The organism is Sphingomonas populi (genome assembly GCF_004208535.1).
Classification (GTDB): Bacteria; Pseudomonadota; Alphaproteobacteria; order Sphingomonadales; family Sphingomonadaceae; genus Sphingomonas; species Sphingomonas populi.
The window spans coordinates 74,372-89,478 of the sequence record NZ_SGIS01000001.1; the positions used below are offsets into that span (position 1 = coordinate 74,372).

Genomic DNA, 15,107 nt, shown 5'->3' on the forward strand with positions numbered 1-15,107 from the left:
TCCGCTCTAGCGTGTCTTGAGCGTCGCGCCGAACAGCAGCACCGGATCGTTCGGCTCGGACACCTGGATCGTGCCGTTCGCCTCCGCCACCAGCGCGTGGACGAGGCAGGCCGCCGCCGCGCGCGGTGTGACGACCGCATCGACATTCGCGCCGGTCAGCGCGGTGCGCAACTCGGCATCGAGCACGATACGCGGACCATCCGCCCGCACGACGATCTCGACCTGATCGCCCACGCATTCGGCGCCGACATCGAGTTGACCGCCACGGATCAACGCGTCGCCCGCGATCAGCGCGAGATTGAGCAGCACCTTGATGCCGGCCTTGGGCAGGATCGGATCTTCGACCAGCCAGCCGAGCTTGACCCGCTGGGTATCGCCAAACAGCCCCTCGATCGCCGCGCGAGCCTCACGCGAATCGATCGTCTCGCCGAAACCGCCGGCCGCGCCGAACGCGAGTCGAAAGAATTTGAGCTTGTTGGCGGATGCCTTGGCGCTCTCGCTGAGCAATTCGAGGCAACGTGCCCGCATGTCGGGATCATGCTCGTCGGCGAGCAGTTCGAGGCCGTTGTTGAGCGCGCCCACCGGGCTGAGCAGATCGTGGCAGAGGCGCGAGCACAGCAGGCTGGCGAAATCGACGGCGTTGATAGTCAAGGACAATGCTCCAGCGTGTCGTGCCTATGTGGCCCAGCATCGACTCCGCCGCAAGTCAGGTGACGGCGGCGATGCGATAGGGCACCGCGACGAAACGGCCATGCGAGTCCGCGCCCTCGGCGCGCCATATGCCGATCTCGGTCCCGGCCGCGATCAGCCAAAGCTTGCCGTCCGCCGCCGCCATTGCCGCATCGGTCGCGGAGGGGCGCACATCGCCGCTCGGGTGCGAATGCCAATAGCCGATCAGCTTCGCCCCACCCGCCCGCTCGGCGCGGAGCGCAGCGAAATGCGCGGCAGGATCGATCTCGAAGGTGCGGGCCGGATCGGCGGCGACATTGGCGCACGGCTCGGCTCGATCGACCCGCGCGTCGTCGCCGAACAGCAGGCCGCAGACCTCGCGTGCAGGATCTGCATGCGCCGCTGCGATGATGCGATGCAGCGCGGTTCTTGAAATCTCCAACATATTCCCCAGATTCCTAGTCTATGGACCGGGGGGTTTCCACCATCGAAGCATGTGTCGCCGACGCCGAAGGGCTGCGGCTCGACCGCGCTTTGGCTGACGCACTGCCGACGATCTCGCGCGAGCGGCTCAAGGCTCTGATCTCTACCGGCGCCGTCACTGACGCCCAAGGCATTCTGCGGCGCGATCCGGCGAGCAAGGCGGTGCCGGGTGGGCGCTACCGCGTTACCGTCCCCGATCCCGCGCCCGCGCACAACGAACCGCAGGACATCGCGCTCAACGTCGTGTTCGAGGACGATCATCTGATCGTGATCGACAAGCAGGCCGGGCTCGTCGTCCACCCGGCGGCGGGCAATTTCGACGGCACGCTCGTCAATGCGTTGCTCCATCACTGCGCGGGGCGGTTGTCGGGGATCGGCGGGGTCGCACGACCGGGCATCGTCCACCGCATCGACAAGGACACCTCCGGGCTGATGGTCGCCGCCAAGACCGATCGCGCGCACGTCGGCCTTGCCAAGCAATTCGCCGCGCACAGCATCGACCGGCGCTACAAGGCGATCGTTTCAGGGCGGCCCACCCCCGCGCAAGGCAGCGTCGACGCGCCGCTCGCGCGGAGTCCGCAGAACCGCAAGAAGGTCGCGATCGTCGCGGGCGGCAAGCGCGCGGTCACGCATTTCAGCACGCTCACCCGCCTGCGCGACGCCGCGCTCGTCGAGTGCCGGCTGGAGACCGGACGCACGCATCAGGTGCGCGTCCATATGGCGTCGATCGGCCACCCCTTGTTGGGAGACCCGGTCTATGGTAGAACAAAACCGGGTCACCGATCGGTTCTGGAAACGCTGAATTTCCGCCGGCAAGCGTTGCACGCGGCCCGTCTCGGGTTCATTCACCCGCTAGAAAGCAACGCTTTGGCATTTGAAAGCGAAATGCCGTCGGACATGCGGGAACTGTTCGATAGTCTTAACGTATAGGTTCAAGCGCGGACGTTGCCTCGCTATCGGGACGTCCGTCACTAAGGGAGATTGATCATGGCCACCGGCAGCAACGTACCGGCGACGATCCCCGCTCTTGGCGGTGAGGCGAGCCTCAACCGCTATCTGTCTGAGATCAAGAAGTTTCCGATCCTCGCGCCCGAGCAGGAATATATGCTCGCCAAGCGTTTCGAGGAGCATGGCGATACCGATGCGGCGGCGCAGCTCGTCACCTCGCACCTGCGACTCGTGGCGAAGATCGCGATGGGCTATCGCGGCTATGGCCTGCCCGTGTCCGAGCTGATCTCGGAGGGCAATATCGGGCTGATGCAGGGTGTGAAGAAGTTCGAGGCCGATCGCGGCTTCCGGCTCGCCACGTATGCGATGTGGTGGATCAGGGCGTCGATCCAGGAGTTCATCCTGCGCTCGTGGAGCCTCGTGAAGATGGGCACTACGGCTGCGCAGAAGAAGCTGTTCTTCAACCTGCGCCGCATGAAGTCCAAGCTCGACGCGTTCGAGGACGGCGATCTCAGCCCGGAGCATCTCGCCAAGATCGCGCACGACCTCGGCGTGACCGAGGCCGAAGTGACGAGCATGAACCGCCGCATGTCGATGGGCGGTGACACCTCGCTCAACGTGCCGATGCGCGAGGATGGCGACGGCCAGTGGCAGGATTGGCTTCAGGACGACGCGCCCTTGCAGGACACGATTGTCGCCGATGCGCAGGAGGCCGACGTCCGCCATGCGATGCTCGAAAGCGCGATGACCGACCTCAACGAGCGTGAGCAGCACATCCTCACCGAGCGCCGCCTCACCGACGAGCCGAAGACGCTCGAGGAGCTGAGCCAGGTCTATGGCGTCTCGCGCGAGCGCGTTCGCCAGATCGAGGTGCGCGCGTTCGAGAAGCTGCAAAAGGCGATGATGCGGATCGCCGGCGACAAGCGTATGCTCGTCGCCGCTTAACAGCGGTTGCGGATCGGCGCGCGGGGCGTGATGATGCGGTATGATACACCGCTCACGCCCCGCCGCGCAGGACCACCAATGACGACGTTCCACCGCCCCGGCGGCGATCGATGATCCTCCGGTTGATCGGTTGGGTCTTCAAGCTGGTGCTTGGCTTCCTGATTCTCTCGGTGGCGATGGTGATCGTGTACCGCTTCGTGCCGCCGCCGGTAACGCTGACGATGCTGGCGGACGGGCTGAGCGGACACGGTATCACCAAATCGTGGATGCCCTTGTCGCGGATCGATCCCGACATGCCGCGCGCCGCGATCGCCGGCGAGGATTCGCGCTTCTGCTCGCACCACGGCTTCGATGTCGCCGCGATCGAGAAAGCCTATCTGCGCAACGCGCGCGGCGGCCGCATCCGTGGCGGCTCGACGATCAGCCAGCAGACCGCCAAGAACGTCTTTCTGATCCAGGGCGGCGGCTACGTCCGCAAGGCGCTGGAGGCGTATTTCACGGTTCTCATCGAGAATTTGTGGGGCAAACGCCGAATCATGGAAGTCTATCTCAACGTCGCCGAGACCGGGATCGGCACCTACGGCGTCAACGCCGGCGCGATGCGCTACTTCCACCACGACGCCTCCGCGATGACCCCTGCCGAGGCCGGCCGCATGGCGGCGGTGCTGCCCCAGCCAAAGAAGCGCGCGGTGATCGACCCGCATGGCTTCGTCCGCCGTCACGGCAACGTGCTGTCGCGGCGGGTTAGCGTGGTGCGAAACGACGGGCTGGACGCCTGCTTGCGGTAATGTACCCGTCGCCCCGGCGGAGGCCGGGGCCGTCACGTTTGGCGCGATAGGCTCCAGATTATGCAGCGGCCCCGGCCTTCGCCGGGGCGACGAGTAGACAACGCACCCAAAAGAACATATATAGAACGAATGGCTCAGCTCGATACCCGCGCGAAACTCGAGATCCTCGCTGACGCCGCCAAATACGACGCAAGCTGCGCCTCGTCCGGCTCCATCAAGCGTACCTCTCGCGATGGCAAGGGCATTGGCTCGACCGATAGCGGCATGGGCATCTGCCACGCTTATGCCCCGGACGGGCGCTGCATCAGCCTGCTCAAGATCCTGCTGACCAATAGCTGCATCTTCGACTGCCATTATTGCATCAACCGCAAGAGCAGCAACGTCCGCCGCGCGCGCTTCACCGCCGAGGAGGTGGTGCGGCTCACCCTCTCCTTCTACCGGCGCAACTATATTGAGGGGCTGTTCCTCTCCTCCGGTATCATCGGCTCGTCGAACTACACGATGGAGCAGATCGTCGAAGTCGCACGCAGCTTGCGCGAGGATCATGAGTTTCGGGGCTATATCCACCTCAAGACGATCCCCGACGCCGATCCTGAGTTGATCCACCAGGCGGGGCTGCACGCCGATCGCATCTCGATCAACGTCGAACTGCCGACCGCGAGCGGCCTCAAGCGGCTCGCACCCGAGAAGTCGCAGGACCGCATCGAAGGCGCGATGGCGGGAATGTCCGACGCGATCCTCGACACCGCCGACGCGAGGAAGCATTACAAGTCCGCGCCGCGCTTCGCCCCAGCGGGGCAATCGACCCAGATGATCGTCGGCGCAGATGCCGCGACCGACCGCGACATCGTATCCCGCGCCGCCGGACTGTACGGATCGTTCGGGCTGAAGCGCGTCTATTATTCGGCCTTCTCGCCGATCCCCGATGCCAGCGCGGTGCTGCCGCTCCAGCGCCCGCCACTGATGCGCGAACACCGTTTGTACCAGTCGGACTGGCTGATGCGCTTCTACGACTTCAAGCCCGGCGAAGTCGCCGATGCCGCCGACGACAATGGCATGATGCGGCTCGACATCGATCCCAAGCTTGCCTGGGCACTCAAGTTTCGCGGTTCCTTCCCGGTCGATGTCAACATAGCGCCGCGCGAGATGCTGCTGCGCGTGCCAGGCCTCGGCACGCGCGCGGTCGACAAGATCGTCGCGGCGCGGCGCGGCCGGCGGCTTTCGCTCGCCGATATCGGGCGGCTGACCGTCTCGCTTGCCAAGGTGCGCCCGTTCCTGATCGCGAGTGACTGGCGGCCGGTCGCGCTCGCCGACAAGGCGGATGTGCCGCTCCCGCCGCCACCGGCGAAGCAGATGGAATTGTTCGGGTGACAATGCTCGCGGCCGACGCGATGCGGGAAATCGCGCTCGACGCCGAGGACGATTTCGATGGCTGGCGCGAGGGCGTGCGCGCTGCGGTTCGCGACGGGATCGCGCCCGAGCGGATCGTCTGGCGCGTCGGCTCGGCCCCCGGCGAGCTGTTCGGCGAGGCGGCGCCTGCCGCAGCCGGTGCCGCCAGCTTCACGGTGCCGCGCGCCTTCGTCGATCTCGCGCGCAAGGCGATCCTCCACAGTGATCGCGAACGCTTCGCGTTGCTCCATACCTTGCTGGTGCGGCTGCTCGCGCGACCGGGGCTGCTCGACGACGCCGCCGATCCGCTGGTGCGCCGCGTCGAGGGCCTCGCCCGCGAGGTCCGCCGCGATATCCACAAGATGCGCGCGTTCGTGCGCTTCCGCGAAGTCGCCGAACCCGAAGGCGCGCGCTTCGTGGCGTGGTTCGAACCCGATTTCCACATCGTCCGCGCCAACGCCGTCTTCTTCCTGGATCGGTTCGCGTCAATGCGCTGGTCTATCCTGACGCCCGAGGTTTCGATCCACTGGGACGGCGCGACACTCGCCGAGGGTCCGGGCGCGACCAAGGCGGATGCGCCCGACGGCGATCCGGTCGAGGCGATGTGGCAGAGCTATTACGCCGCGATCTTCAACCCCGCCCGGCTGAAGGTCGGCATGATGCTCAAGGAGATGCCGCGCAAATATTGGAAAAACATGCCCGAAACCGCGTTGGTGCCGCAGTTGATCGCAGGCGCACAGGCGCGGGAGGCGGGCATGGTGGAAACGGCACGGACCAAGCCGGGCGGCAATATCGAAGCGGCATGGGCGGCCTTGCGCGAAGAAGCGATGAGCTGCACCCGCTGCCCGCTCCACGAGCACGCCACCCAGACCGTGTTCGGCGAAGGTCCGGTCGATGCCGCGATGCTCTTCGTCGGCGAGCAGCCCGGCGATCAGGAGGACCTCGCCGGCCGCCCCTTCGTCGGCCCGGCCGGGCAACTCTTCGATCGCGCGCTCGCCGAGGCGGGGATCGATCGCGACACCATCTACGTCACCAACGCGGTCAAGCATTTCAAGTTCGAACAGCGCGGCAAACGCCGAATCCACGCCAAGCCAGATGCCGGCGAGATCACCGCCTGCCGTTGGTGGATCGAGCAAGAGCGGGCATTGGTGCGGCCCAAGCGGACGGTCGCGTTAGGCGCGACGGCGGCGCGGTCCCTGTTCGGCAAGGCGGTGACGATCAGCCGCGAACGCGGCCGTGCGCTTGAGCTGCCCGGCGGTGGCGAAGCCTGGATCACCGTCCACCCGAGCTATCTGCTCCGCTTGCCCGATCCCACCGCCCGGGCCGAGGAATACGCCCGCTTCGTCGCCGATCTGAAGGCCGCCGCACACACATAGATCAAGCTCGCACCGGATCATACCGCGCGGAAGTGCGTTGCCTCCAACGATACGGTCTTGAACACGCCACGCCCGAACGGGCGGGCCACAGCGGAAATGCGACGGCATGAGTGAGATGAACGGGGGTGACCGCGAACGGCGTCGGCTGGAGGCGCTGGACAGCTACCAGATCTTCGATACGCCGCGCGAGCCAGCCTTCGACGAGGTCGCGCGGCTCGCGGCCGATCTGTGCGGCACCCCGATTGGCGTCGTCAATCTGATCGGCGCCGACCGGCAGTTCTTCAAGGCCGAGGTCGGGCTTGGTGTACGCGAAACCCCGCTCGAAACGTCGTTCTGCCGACATGCGATACTCGAACAGGACTTCCTGCTTGTCCCCGACGCGACCGCCGATGATCGCTTCAGCAGCAATCCGCTGGTGACGGCGGAATCGGGGCTGCGTTTCTATGCCGGGGCGCTGCTCAAGGCGCCCAACGGATTGCCGATCGGGACATTGTGCGTGCTCGACACACAACCGCGCGATCTCAGTGAATTGCAGCAGCGTGCGCTGAAGGTTCTCGCCAATCAGGTGATGAGCCAGTTCGAGATGCGCCGCGCGATCCGCGAACGCTCCGAACAGGCGGATCGCTATCGCACGTTGTTCGACACGATGGACGAAGGCTTCTGCATCATCGAGTTCCTCGATGGCCCGCATGGGCCCTTGAGCGACTATGTCCATGTCGAGGCGAACGCGGCCTATGCGCTCAACGCGGGCATCCCCAACGTGGTCGGACGGACGCTGCGCGAGATGGTCGGTGACGAGGCTGACGATTGGGCCAGGCGGTACGGCGACGTGCTGCGCACCGGCGCGCCGATCCGATTCGAGCGCGAACTGGAGGCGACCGGGCGCTATCTGTCACTGTCGGCCTTTCGCGTCGAACCCGCCAGCCGCAAGCAGGTTGCGGTGTTGTTCCAGGACATCACCGCGCGTCGCGACGCCGAACTTGCGTTGATCCGTCTCAACGAGACTCTCGAAGGCCGCGTCAACGAGGCGATCGCCGAGCGCCGGCTGCTCGCCGATGTGGTGGAGGCAACGCACGCCTTCGTCACGATCGTCGATCTCGAAGGCACTTTGCTGGCGATGAACACTGCCAGCGCGCGCGACTTCGAGCGGTTGTTCGGCGTGCTGCCCCGCGTCGGGGACAATCTGTTCGGCCTGCTCGCCGACCAGCCCGAACAGGCGGCGATAATACGCGCTTCCTGGGCGCCGGCGCTCGCTGGCGAGGAGTTCGTTACGGTCTCCCAGATCGACGGCCCGCACGGCGATACCCGCTCCTACGAATTGCGTTTCAACGCGCTGCGAGATGCCGAGGGCAAGCGAATCGGCGTGTTCCAGTTCGCCTATGACGTGACGGATCGCCTCCGCGAGCAGGACCGCTTCCGCGCCACCGAGGAGGCGTTGCGCCAGGCGCAGAAGATGGAGGCCGTCGGCCAGCTCACCGGCGGGCTGGCGCATGATTTCAACAATCTGCTCGCCGGCATCTCGGGATCGTTCGAAATGATCGGCACGCGGCTCGCGCAGGGTCGCGCGCGCGATGTCGAGAAATATCTCACCGCCGGCCAAGGCGCGACCCGCCGCGCGTCGGCGCTGACTCACCGGCTGCTCGCTTTCTCGCGGCGGCAGACGCTCAGCCCGCGCGCGATCGTCGTCAACCGGCTGATGCGCGAACTGGTCGAACTGATCCAGCGCACCGTGGGGCCCGCGATCGAGGTCGAAACCGTCGCCGCCGCCGGATTGTGGCCGGCGCTGGTCGATGCCAACCAGCTCGAAAACGCCATCCTCAACCTGTGCATCAATGCGCGCGACGCGATGCCCGACGGCGGCCGGATCACGATCGAAACCGCCAACCGCTGGGTCGACAAGCATACCGCCAAGGCGCACGGCCTCGAAGCCGGCCAATATGTCACCGTCTGCGTCAGCGATACGGGCTGCGGCATCGAGAAGGATATTCTCGACCGGGTGTTCGATCCGTTCTTCACCACCAAGCCGCTCGGCGAGGGCACCGGCCTCGGTCTGTCGATGGTGTATGGCTTCGCGCGGCAGAGCCACGGCCATGTCCGCATTTATTCCGAAGTCGGCCAGGGCACGATGGTTTGCCTGTATCTGCCGCGCAACCTCGGCGACGAGGCGCCGTCCGAACCGGAACCGACCACCGCATCGCAAACGCTGCGCACCGCCGCCGAAAAGACCGTGCTGATCGTCGATGACGAACCGAGCGTGCGGATGCTCGTCGTCGATGCGCTCGAGGAACTCGGCTATGCCTGCGCCGAGGCGGCGACCGGCGCGGAGGGGATCGAGATCCTGCGTGGCGCGGGCCATATCGATCTGCTCATCACCGATGTCGGTCTGCCCGGCGGGATGAACGGTCGCGAAGTGGCCGAGCGCGCGCGCGAGGTGGTGGCGGATCTGCGCATCCTTTTCATAACCGGCTACGCCGAGAATGCGGTTCTCAACCACGGCCATATCGGGCACGGTATGGAAGTCTTGACCAAGCCCTTCGCGGTGAACGACCTGATCGCACGGGTCGATCGGCTGTTGCGCGAAGGCTGATCGCCACGGGAGTGGGTACGGAATGAAGGTGATCGTCCTCGGTAGCGGCGTGATCGGCGTCACCTCGGCGTGGTATCTCGCGCGCGCCGGGCATGCGGTGACGGTGGTCGATCGTCAGGCGGGGCCGGCGCTGGAGACGAGCTTCGCCAATGCCGGTGAGATTTCGCCCGGCTATGCATCGCCCTGGGCGGCGCCGGGCATCCCGCAAAAGGCGGTGAAGTGGCTGATGATGCGCCACGCGCCGCTGGTGCTGCGCCCGCAGTTCGACATGGCGATGCTGCGCTGGCTGGTCGCGATGCTGCAAAACTGCACCGCCGAGCGCTATGCGATCAACAAGGCGCGGATGGTGCGGGTGGCGGAATATAGCCGCGACTGCCTCGACGCGCTGCGCACCGAGACCGGCATCGGTTACGACGAGCGTATGCTCGGCACGCTGCAATTGTTTCGCGAGGCCAAGCAGCTCGACGGCACCGCCAAGGACATCGCCGTCCTCAAGCAGGGTGGCGTGCCATTCGAACTTCTCGACCGCGCCGGCTGCCTCGCGGCAGAGCCCGGCCTCGCACACAGCGACGTGCCGATCGCCGGCGGCTTGCGCCTGCCGCATGACCAGACCGGCGATTGCTTCAAATTCACCAACCGCCTCGCCGATCTTGCGGCGGCCGAAGGCGTGACGTTCCAATATGGCCGGACGGTCGCGCGGCTGGACCATGAAAACGGGCGCATCACCGGCGTCGTCACCGATGCCGGGCGGCTGACGGCGGATGCCTATCTCGTCGCGCTCGGCAGCTTTTCGCCGGCGTTGGTGCGGCCGCTCGGGCTGAAGCTGCCGGTGTTCCCGGTGAAGGGCTATTCGATCACGGTGCCGATCACCGATCCGGCGCGCGCGCCGGTCTCAACGTTGCTCGACGAGAGCTACAAGGTCGCGATCACCCGGCTCGGCGACCGCATCCGCGTCGGCGGCATGGCGGAGATATCGGGCTTCAACAATCACTTGCCCGAGGCGCGGCGCGCGACGCTCGAACATTCGGTCGGCGGGCTGTTTCCCAACGCGGGCGACTTGCAGGCCGCGACCTTCTGGTCTGGCCTGCGCCCGATGACGCCCGACAGCACACCCGTTATCGGCAAGACCGCCCTCCCCAACCTGTTTCTCAACACCGGCCACGGCACGCTCGGCTGGACGATGGCATGCGGATCGGGGCGGATCATCGCCGACATCATCGGCGGCCAGGCGCCCGACATCGAAACCGGCGATCTGTCGCTCGATCGCTACTGAAAGGACGAACAATGCAGGTCGGATTGATCGGACTCGGCGCGATGGGGCGCGGCATGGCGGAGAATCTCGCCAAAGGCGGGCATGACGTGCTGATCTGGAACCGCTCGGGCGACGGTGGCAAGCCGATCGCGGGTGCGCGGTTGGTCGAGACGCCGGCCGAGGTGTTCCAGTCCGAACTGGTGCTGACGATGCTGTCGGACGACGCCGCGATTCGGTCGGTCGTGCTCGATGCGGGGCTGCTCGCCGGTGCGCGACCGGGGCTGATCCATGCTGTCACCGCGACGATCTCGGTAGCGTTCGCGGAAGAATTGGCGGCGGCGCACGCGGCGGCGGGGATCGGCTATCTCTCCGCGCCCGTGTTCGGGCGGCCCGATGCGGCGGCGGCGGGGCAGCTCAGCGTTGTGGTCGCCGGCGACCCCGCCGCAATCGAGACCGCCCGCCCCGCGTTCGAGGCGATATCGCGCAAGATCTGGCTGCTCGGTGAACACCCTCGTCAGGCCAACGCCGCCAAGATCGCCGGCAACATGATGATCACTTTCGCAATCGAGGCGATGGCTGAGGCACTCGTGCTGGTCGGCGACAACGGCGTCACCACCGACGCCTTCTTCGAACTGATGCTCGGCACCCTCTTCGGCGGCCGCATTTATGAGACCTACAGCAAGTCGATCGCGGCGGGGAATTACGAACCCGGTTTCCGCATGCAACTCGGCCTCAAGGATCTGCGGCTCGCCACCGAAGCCGCGCAAACCGCCGGCAAACGCCTGCCGATGCTCGACGCGGTCCGCACGCGGATGAGCGAGGCGGTCGATGCCGGCATGGGCGAAAAGGACTGGTCGGCGATCGCCGAGATGCTGCTGAGCAAACCCTAAACCGTTCGTCCCGTGCGAAGTCGAGGGACGAACAGGCTAGGCGGCGTTACGCCACCACCCCGCGCCGCGCGGCGATCAGGCTCGCGAATTCGCCGATGATCGGCCGCGCCACCAGCAACACCAGCACGCCGTACGTCACGACGCCAACGCTCACGAGGATCGCCAGCGTCGGCAATGGCGCGAGGCCGGCGATCAGGTCGGACACCGCCAGCACCGCCGCGCCCATCCCGGCAGACGCAATCGCCGCCGGCATCACCGCGCGCAGCAGTGCGGGCGCCGAGGTGCCGATGATCGGTATCGCCAAAGCGGCGGTGATCGCCATGTGCAGCGGCGCGCCGACCACCCAGCCCCACGCCATGCCGACCGCGCCGTAGCGCACGCCGATCACGAAGCAGAGCGGCATGATGAGCGCGCCAGCCGCCGCGCCCCACACCTGCAAACGCGGATGGCCGAGCGCGGTGGTGGCGGGCGCGAACAGCACCTGCACCGTGAGGAACGGCATGGCGATGGCGAGCAAGCGCACGATCGGCGTCGCATCGTCCCATTTCGGCCCGAGCACGACATCGACGAATGGCCCCGCCACCGCCGCCAGCCCGACATAGAACGGCAATGCGCCGAACATGATGAGCCGCACCGATTTTTCGAAGGCCCGGCCAGTGGTCGCGCGGTCGGCCTGAAGGCGGGCGTAAGCCGAAAATGCCACATCGTTGAGCGGCGGCACGAACTTGCTCGTCACGATCTGCGCAAGGAACAGCGACTCCGCGTACAGGCCGAGGTGGCGCGCATCGAGCGAGCGCCCGCCGATGATGACATCGGCCTGAGTCTGGAACAGCCACAGCAGCGAACTCAGCAGCATCGCCCCGCCGAAGCGCACGATCACGCCCGCGCCCTTCAGCCGGAACGTCGGCAGGACATCGATCCGCGCCGCCACCATCATGCCGAGCGCGCGCGACCAGATCACGCACATCGGCGCGGCGACCAACGTCCACACCCCCCACCCCGCCAGCGCGCAGCCCAGCGACGTCCCCGCGCCGATCAGCGCCGAGACGAGGTTGACCTTGGCCTGCACCTTGTAATTGAGCTGGCGGCTGAGCAGCGCGCTCGGCAGCGCCACGAACGGCGTCGCGAGGTACAAGGCCGCCTGCACCACCAGCAGGCTGCCGACCATCGGCGTATGGAAATATTGGGCGGCGAGCGGCGCGAGGATCACCTGCGCCAACGCGATTCCACCGTTGAGCAGCACGAGGATACCGAACACCTGCCGGATCAGCATCTTGTCGAGTTCGGGCGTGCGGATCAGCGACGCGGTGAATTCCTGCCCGTTGAGCAGGCTGAGGAACACCAGCACGCTCTGCGTCATCGCGAACAGGCCGTAGTCGCGGGGATCGAGGATGCGGATCACGAAGAAGGTCGCCGCCCACATGATGAGCTGCGCGATCACCTGACTGCCCGACCGCCACGCGATCGCCTGCACGATCTGCGACGCGAAGGTCTTTTCCACCGGGATCTCGGTCATCGAATTCATCGGCTGGAATGCTCGCGTATCACCATGCCCCCATAGTGCCGCGAGAGTGGAGGAAGAGTGAAGAAAGCAGCCTTTATCGGCGGTTTGCCCGATCGGGCAGCAGGAAATTGAGCAAGATGAAGCTCACCGCCGCCCCCGCCATCAGCATCGCGATCCAGCCAACCGGCCCGAACACCCCGCCCCATGCCAACACGGCGAGCATGAAATCGATCGCCACGCACGCCCATGCGCCGCCGCGCAGCACGCTTTGTCGTCTTGCCGGGAGGGCTTCGCCGAACCGGGCACGATGCTGCCGGTCGGTCGCGAAGGCGAACAGCAGGAACGCCGCCAGCGCGACCGCGAAGGTCACCGCGATCATGCCAGCACCATCGCGCGGGCGCGGCTGTGTCGTTTCGCAGGAGCACGACGATGCACCGCGCGCGCCGCCCAGCCGAAACCGAGGCCGAACGCCAATAGCGTGAGATCGACGCCCGCCAGCGTCCAGTCGCCCGCCGCGATCGTCGCCGGTAGCCCCTTGCTCGTCGCCAGCGCATCATAAACCGGCAGCGCCAGCAGCAGCACGGCGGCGATGCCGAGTTGCTCGACCCACGCGCGGCGCGGCGCACGCACGAAGGCGTGGAGGATCAGCGCGCCCCAGAACACGAACATCGCGTCGATCTCGGCTTGCGCGCGCGCCTCCATCTCGAGCGGGAGCAGACGGTTCGCCCAGAGGAACCCGACCATCGCGGTCGGAAAACCGGCGACGAAGCCGATGTTGAGCCGCTCGACCAGACGGAAACCGAAATGCGGCCGCGCCGGATCGGGCAGTTTCTCGCGCCGCTTGACCGTCCACAGCACCAGCCCGCTCGCCACCATGATCGACCCGCCGAGGCCGCACAGGAAATACAGCCAACGCAAGGGTGCATCGGCGAACCGCCCGGCGTGCAACCCGATCATCGCGCCCGCCGTCAGCATCGCCGCGCCCGCCGGTGGCGACGCCCAGATCAGCCGCCCGCTCCCCCCGTCATAGCTCAACGACGGCGGATAGCTGGAGAGCGTTCCGTGGGCGCTTTGCGACAGCGTGACGCGCGCGGCGGCATCGCCCGGCGACGCGACCTGGATATATTCGACCGGCGCGCCCAGCCGGCGCTCGGCATCCTTGAGCAACACGGTCAGATCGACCAGCGGGGCGGGCTTGCCGGAGCGCGCGACCGGCGCCGCCTGCGGGAACAGTTCGGTGAACAGCGCGGTCGGATCACGGTAATTGGCGACCGCCGCCCACGGCATCAGCATCGTCATCAGCGTGACGAGGCCGGTATAGGTGATCATCAGGTGAAACGGCAGGCCGAGCACCGCCACGGCATTATGTCCGTCGAGCCAGGATCGCTGGCCCTTGCCGCCCCGGAACGTGAAGAAATCGCGGAAGATCTTTTTGTGCGTGACGATGCCGGACAAGATCGCGACCAGCATGAACATTGCGCACACGCCGACGATCCAGCGCGACCAGATCACCGGCAGATACTGGAGGTCGAAATGGAAACGGTAGAAGAAGTCGCCGCCGCGCGTCTCACGCGCGACCACGGGCTGGCCGTTGCCGTCGATCATCGCGAGCGTATCACCGCGCGCCTTGCCGGGTTTTTCCTTCGCGCCCGGCACCCAGAACACCGTGCCGCTCGCCGATCGGTCTGACGGAACGGTGATGAACCACGTCGTCGCGTCCGGCGCGCGCTGTGTGAGGAACGCCTGCTCACCACGCAGCACTCGCGCCGGATCTTCGATGCGCGGCAGTTCGGGTTGCGCCCAGCGGTTGATCGCCTCACGCCAATAGGCGGCGGTGCCAGCGACGAACACCACGAACAGCACCCAGCCTACCAGCAGCCCGGACCAGGTGTGGAGCGTCGACTGGCTCTGGCGAAACCCCTTGCTCATGCCCGGCCGCCCGCGAGGATCGATCCCCAGGTAATCGCGCCCGCGACCAGCCCGGCGAGCGCCACCGTCCAGAGCGCCCGCCAGCCGCTCCGCGCCGCGAACGCCCACATCGCCGTCACCGCACACAATGCGAACGCGACCAAAGTGGCGGCGACCGCCGCCTGCGCCGGGCCACCCGGCAGCACCCGCGCCAGCGCCATCGCCCACAGGCTCGCCACCGCATAGCCGCCCGGCATCGCCACCAACACGCGCAACGCCGTATCGCCGCGCTGCCGCCAGCGCGCGCCCGGCCCCATCGCGGCCCGGCTCATGCGAGACTCCGGGCGACGGCGGGGCAAATCACGCCG

Annotated in this window: 14 protein-coding genes; 8 read left to right on the top strand and 6 right to left on the bottom strand. The window is 66.7% G+C overall.

From position 1 onward, the window contains the following. Nucleotides 1-6 precede the first annotated feature (6 nt). Nucleotides 7-651: a histidine phosphotransferase family protein gene (locus EWE75_RS00360; protein WP_130154718.1), complete on the bottom strand. Its 645-nt coding sequence runs from the start codon at nucleotides 649-651 to the stop codon at nucleotides 7-9. Nucleotides 652-706: 55 nt separating this feature from the next. Beyond that, the gene (locus EWE75_RS00365) at nucleotides 707-1,114 is read right to left on the bottom strand and encodes a M67 family metallopeptidase (protein ID WP_165388228.1); all 408 of its coding nucleotides are present in this window, start codon (nucleotides 1,112-1,114) and stop codon (nucleotides 707-709) included. A 20-nt stretch (nucleotides 1,115-1,134) separates the two neighbouring features. Here EWE75_RS00365 and EWE75_RS00370 point away from each other — a divergent pair, with 20 nt between their 5' ends. From EWE75_RS00370 to EWE75_RS00405, 8 genes are all read left to right on the top strand, one after another. Beyond that, on the top strand, nucleotides 1,135-2,082 hold the full coding sequence (locus EWE75_RS00370; RefSeq protein WP_130154719.1) for an RluA family pseudouridine synthase: 948 nt from the start codon (nucleotides 1,135-1,137) through the stop codon (nucleotides 2,080-2,082). 57 nt (nucleotides 2,083-2,139) lie between these two features. Continuing rightward, nucleotides 2,140-3,045 (top strand): RNA polymerase sigma factor RpoH, encoded by a 906-nt coding sequence (rpoH, locus tag EWE75_RS00375; protein WP_130154720.1) that lies wholly within the window; start codon nucleotides 2,140-2,142, stop codon nucleotides 3,043-3,045. Nucleotides 3,046-3,155: 110 nt separating this feature from the next. Beyond that, nucleotides 3,156-3,833, top strand: a complete 678-nt coding sequence (gene mtgA / locus EWE75_RS00380) for a monofunctional biosynthetic peptidoglycan transglycosylase (RefSeq protein WP_206364640.1) — start codon at nucleotides 3,156-3,158, stop codon at nucleotides 3,831-3,833. A 129-nt stretch (nucleotides 3,834-3,962) separates the two neighbouring features. Continuing rightward, nucleotides 3,963-5,204, top strand: coding sequence for a putative DNA modification/repair radical SAM protein (locus EWE75_RS00385; protein WP_130154721.1), 1,242 nt, complete (start codon nucleotides 3,963-3,965; stop codon nucleotides 5,202-5,204). A 20-nt stretch (nucleotides 5,205-5,224) separates the two neighbouring features. Further along, the gene (locus EWE75_RS00390) at nucleotides 5,225-6,598 is read left to right on the top strand and encodes a UdgX family uracil-DNA binding protein (protein WP_130154893.1); all 1,374 of its coding nucleotides are present in this window, start codon (nucleotides 5,225-5,227) and stop codon (nucleotides 6,596-6,598) included. Between the two features lie 106 nt (nucleotides 6,599-6,704). Further along, nucleotides 6,705-9,185, top strand: a complete 2,481-nt coding sequence (locus EWE75_RS00395) for a PAS domain-containing protein (protein ID WP_231708129.1) — start codon at nucleotides 6,705-6,707, stop codon at nucleotides 9,183-9,185. A 22-nt stretch (nucleotides 9,186-9,207) separates the two neighbouring features. Beyond that, a complete protein-coding gene (locus EWE75_RS00400) occupies nucleotides 9,208-10,458 on the top strand; it encodes a D-amino acid dehydrogenase (RefSeq protein ID WP_130154722.1) in 1,251 nt (416 codons plus the stop codon). Nucleotides 10,459-10,469: 11 nt separating this feature from the next. Then, nucleotides 10,470-11,327, top strand: a complete 858-nt coding sequence (locus EWE75_RS00405; protein WP_130154723.1) for an NAD(P)-dependent oxidoreductase — start codon at nucleotides 10,470-10,472, stop codon at nucleotides 11,325-11,327. A 46-nt stretch (nucleotides 11,328-11,373) separates the two neighbouring features. Here EWE75_RS00405 and EWE75_RS00410 read toward each other — a convergent pair whose 3' ends face one another. The 4 genes from EWE75_RS00410 to EWE75_RS00425 form a co-directional block, all read right to left on the bottom strand. After that, a complete protein-coding gene (locus tag EWE75_RS00410) occupies nucleotides 11,374-12,843 on the bottom strand; it encodes a lipopolysaccharide biosynthesis protein (protein ID WP_231708130.1) in 1,470 nt (489 codons plus the stop codon). A gap of 82 nt (nucleotides 12,844-12,925) precedes the next feature. Then, on the bottom strand, nucleotides 12,926-13,210 hold the full coding sequence (locus EWE75_RS00415; protein WP_130154725.1) for a DUF3325 domain-containing protein: 285 nt from the start codon (nucleotides 13,208-13,210) through the stop codon (nucleotides 12,926-12,928). After that, a complete protein-coding gene (locus EWE75_RS00420) occupies nucleotides 13,207-14,760 on the bottom strand; it encodes a PepSY-associated TM helix domain-containing protein (RefSeq protein ID WP_130154726.1) in 1,554 nt (517 codons plus the stop codon). Before EWE75_RS00420 ends, EWE75_RS00415 begins: the two co-directional genes overlap by 4 nt. Next, nucleotides 14,757-15,071, bottom strand: coding sequence for a hypothetical protein (locus tag EWE75_RS00425; protein WP_130154727.1), 315 nt, complete (start codon nucleotides 15,069-15,071; stop codon nucleotides 14,757-14,759). The genes EWE75_RS00420 and EWE75_RS00425 overlap by 4 nt, the downstream gene beginning before the upstream one ends. Nucleotides 15,072-15,107 lie beyond the last annotated feature (36 nt).

Excerpts from the sequence above, each read along its gene's own strand:
- EWE75_RS00390 (WP_130154893.1), top strand. The coding sequence starts at position 5,225 with ATGCGGGAAATCGCGCTCGACGCCGAGGACGATTTCGATGGCTGGCGC.
- EWE75_RS00425 (WP_130154727.1), bottom strand. The coding sequence starts at position 15,071 with ATGAGCCGGGCCGCGATGGGGCCGGGCGCGCGCTGGCGGCAGCGCGGC.
- EWE75_RS00405 (WP_130154723.1), top strand. The coding sequence starts at position 10,470 with ATGCAGGTCGGATTGATCGGACTCGGCGCGATGGGGCGCGGCATGGCG.
- EWE75_RS00395 (WP_231708129.1), top strand. The coding sequence starts at position 6,705 with ATGAGTGAGATGAACGGGGGTGACCGCGAACGGCGTCGGCTGGAGGCG.
- EWE75_RS00420 (WP_130154726.1), bottom strand. The coding sequence starts at position 14,760 with ATGAGCAAGGGGTTTCGCCAGAGCCAGTCGACGCTCCACACCTGGTCC.
- EWE75_RS00370 (WP_130154719.1), top strand. The coding sequence starts at position 1,135 with ATGGACCGGGGGGTTTCCACCATCGAAGCATGTGTCGCCGACGCCGAA.
- EWE75_RS00415 (WP_130154725.1), bottom strand. The coding sequence starts at position 13,210 with ATGATCGCGGTGACCTTCGCGGTCGCGCTGGCGGCGTTCCTGCTGTTC.
- EWE75_RS00385 (WP_130154721.1), top strand. The coding sequence starts at position 3,963 with ATGGCTCAGCTCGATACCCGCGCGAAACTCGAGATCCTCGCTGACGCC.
- EWE75_RS00400 (WP_130154722.1), top strand. The coding sequence starts at position 9,208 with ATGAAGGTGATCGTCCTCGGTAGCGGCGTGATCGGCGTCACCTCGGCG.
- rpoH (WP_130154720.1), top strand. The coding sequence starts at position 2,140 with ATGGCCACCGGCAGCAACGTACCGGCGACGATCCCCGCTCTTGGCGGT.
- mtgA (WP_206364640.1), top strand. The coding sequence starts at position 3,156 with ATGATCCTCCGGTTGATCGGTTGGGTCTTCAAGCTGGTGCTTGGCTTC.
- EWE75_RS00410 (WP_231708130.1), bottom strand. The coding sequence starts at position 12,843 with ATGACCGAGATCCCGGTGGAAAAGACCTTCGCGTCGCAGATCGTGCAG.
- EWE75_RS00365 (WP_165388228.1), bottom strand. The coding sequence starts at position 1,114 with ATGTTGGAGATTTCAAGAACCGCGCTGCATCGCATCATCGCAGCGGCG.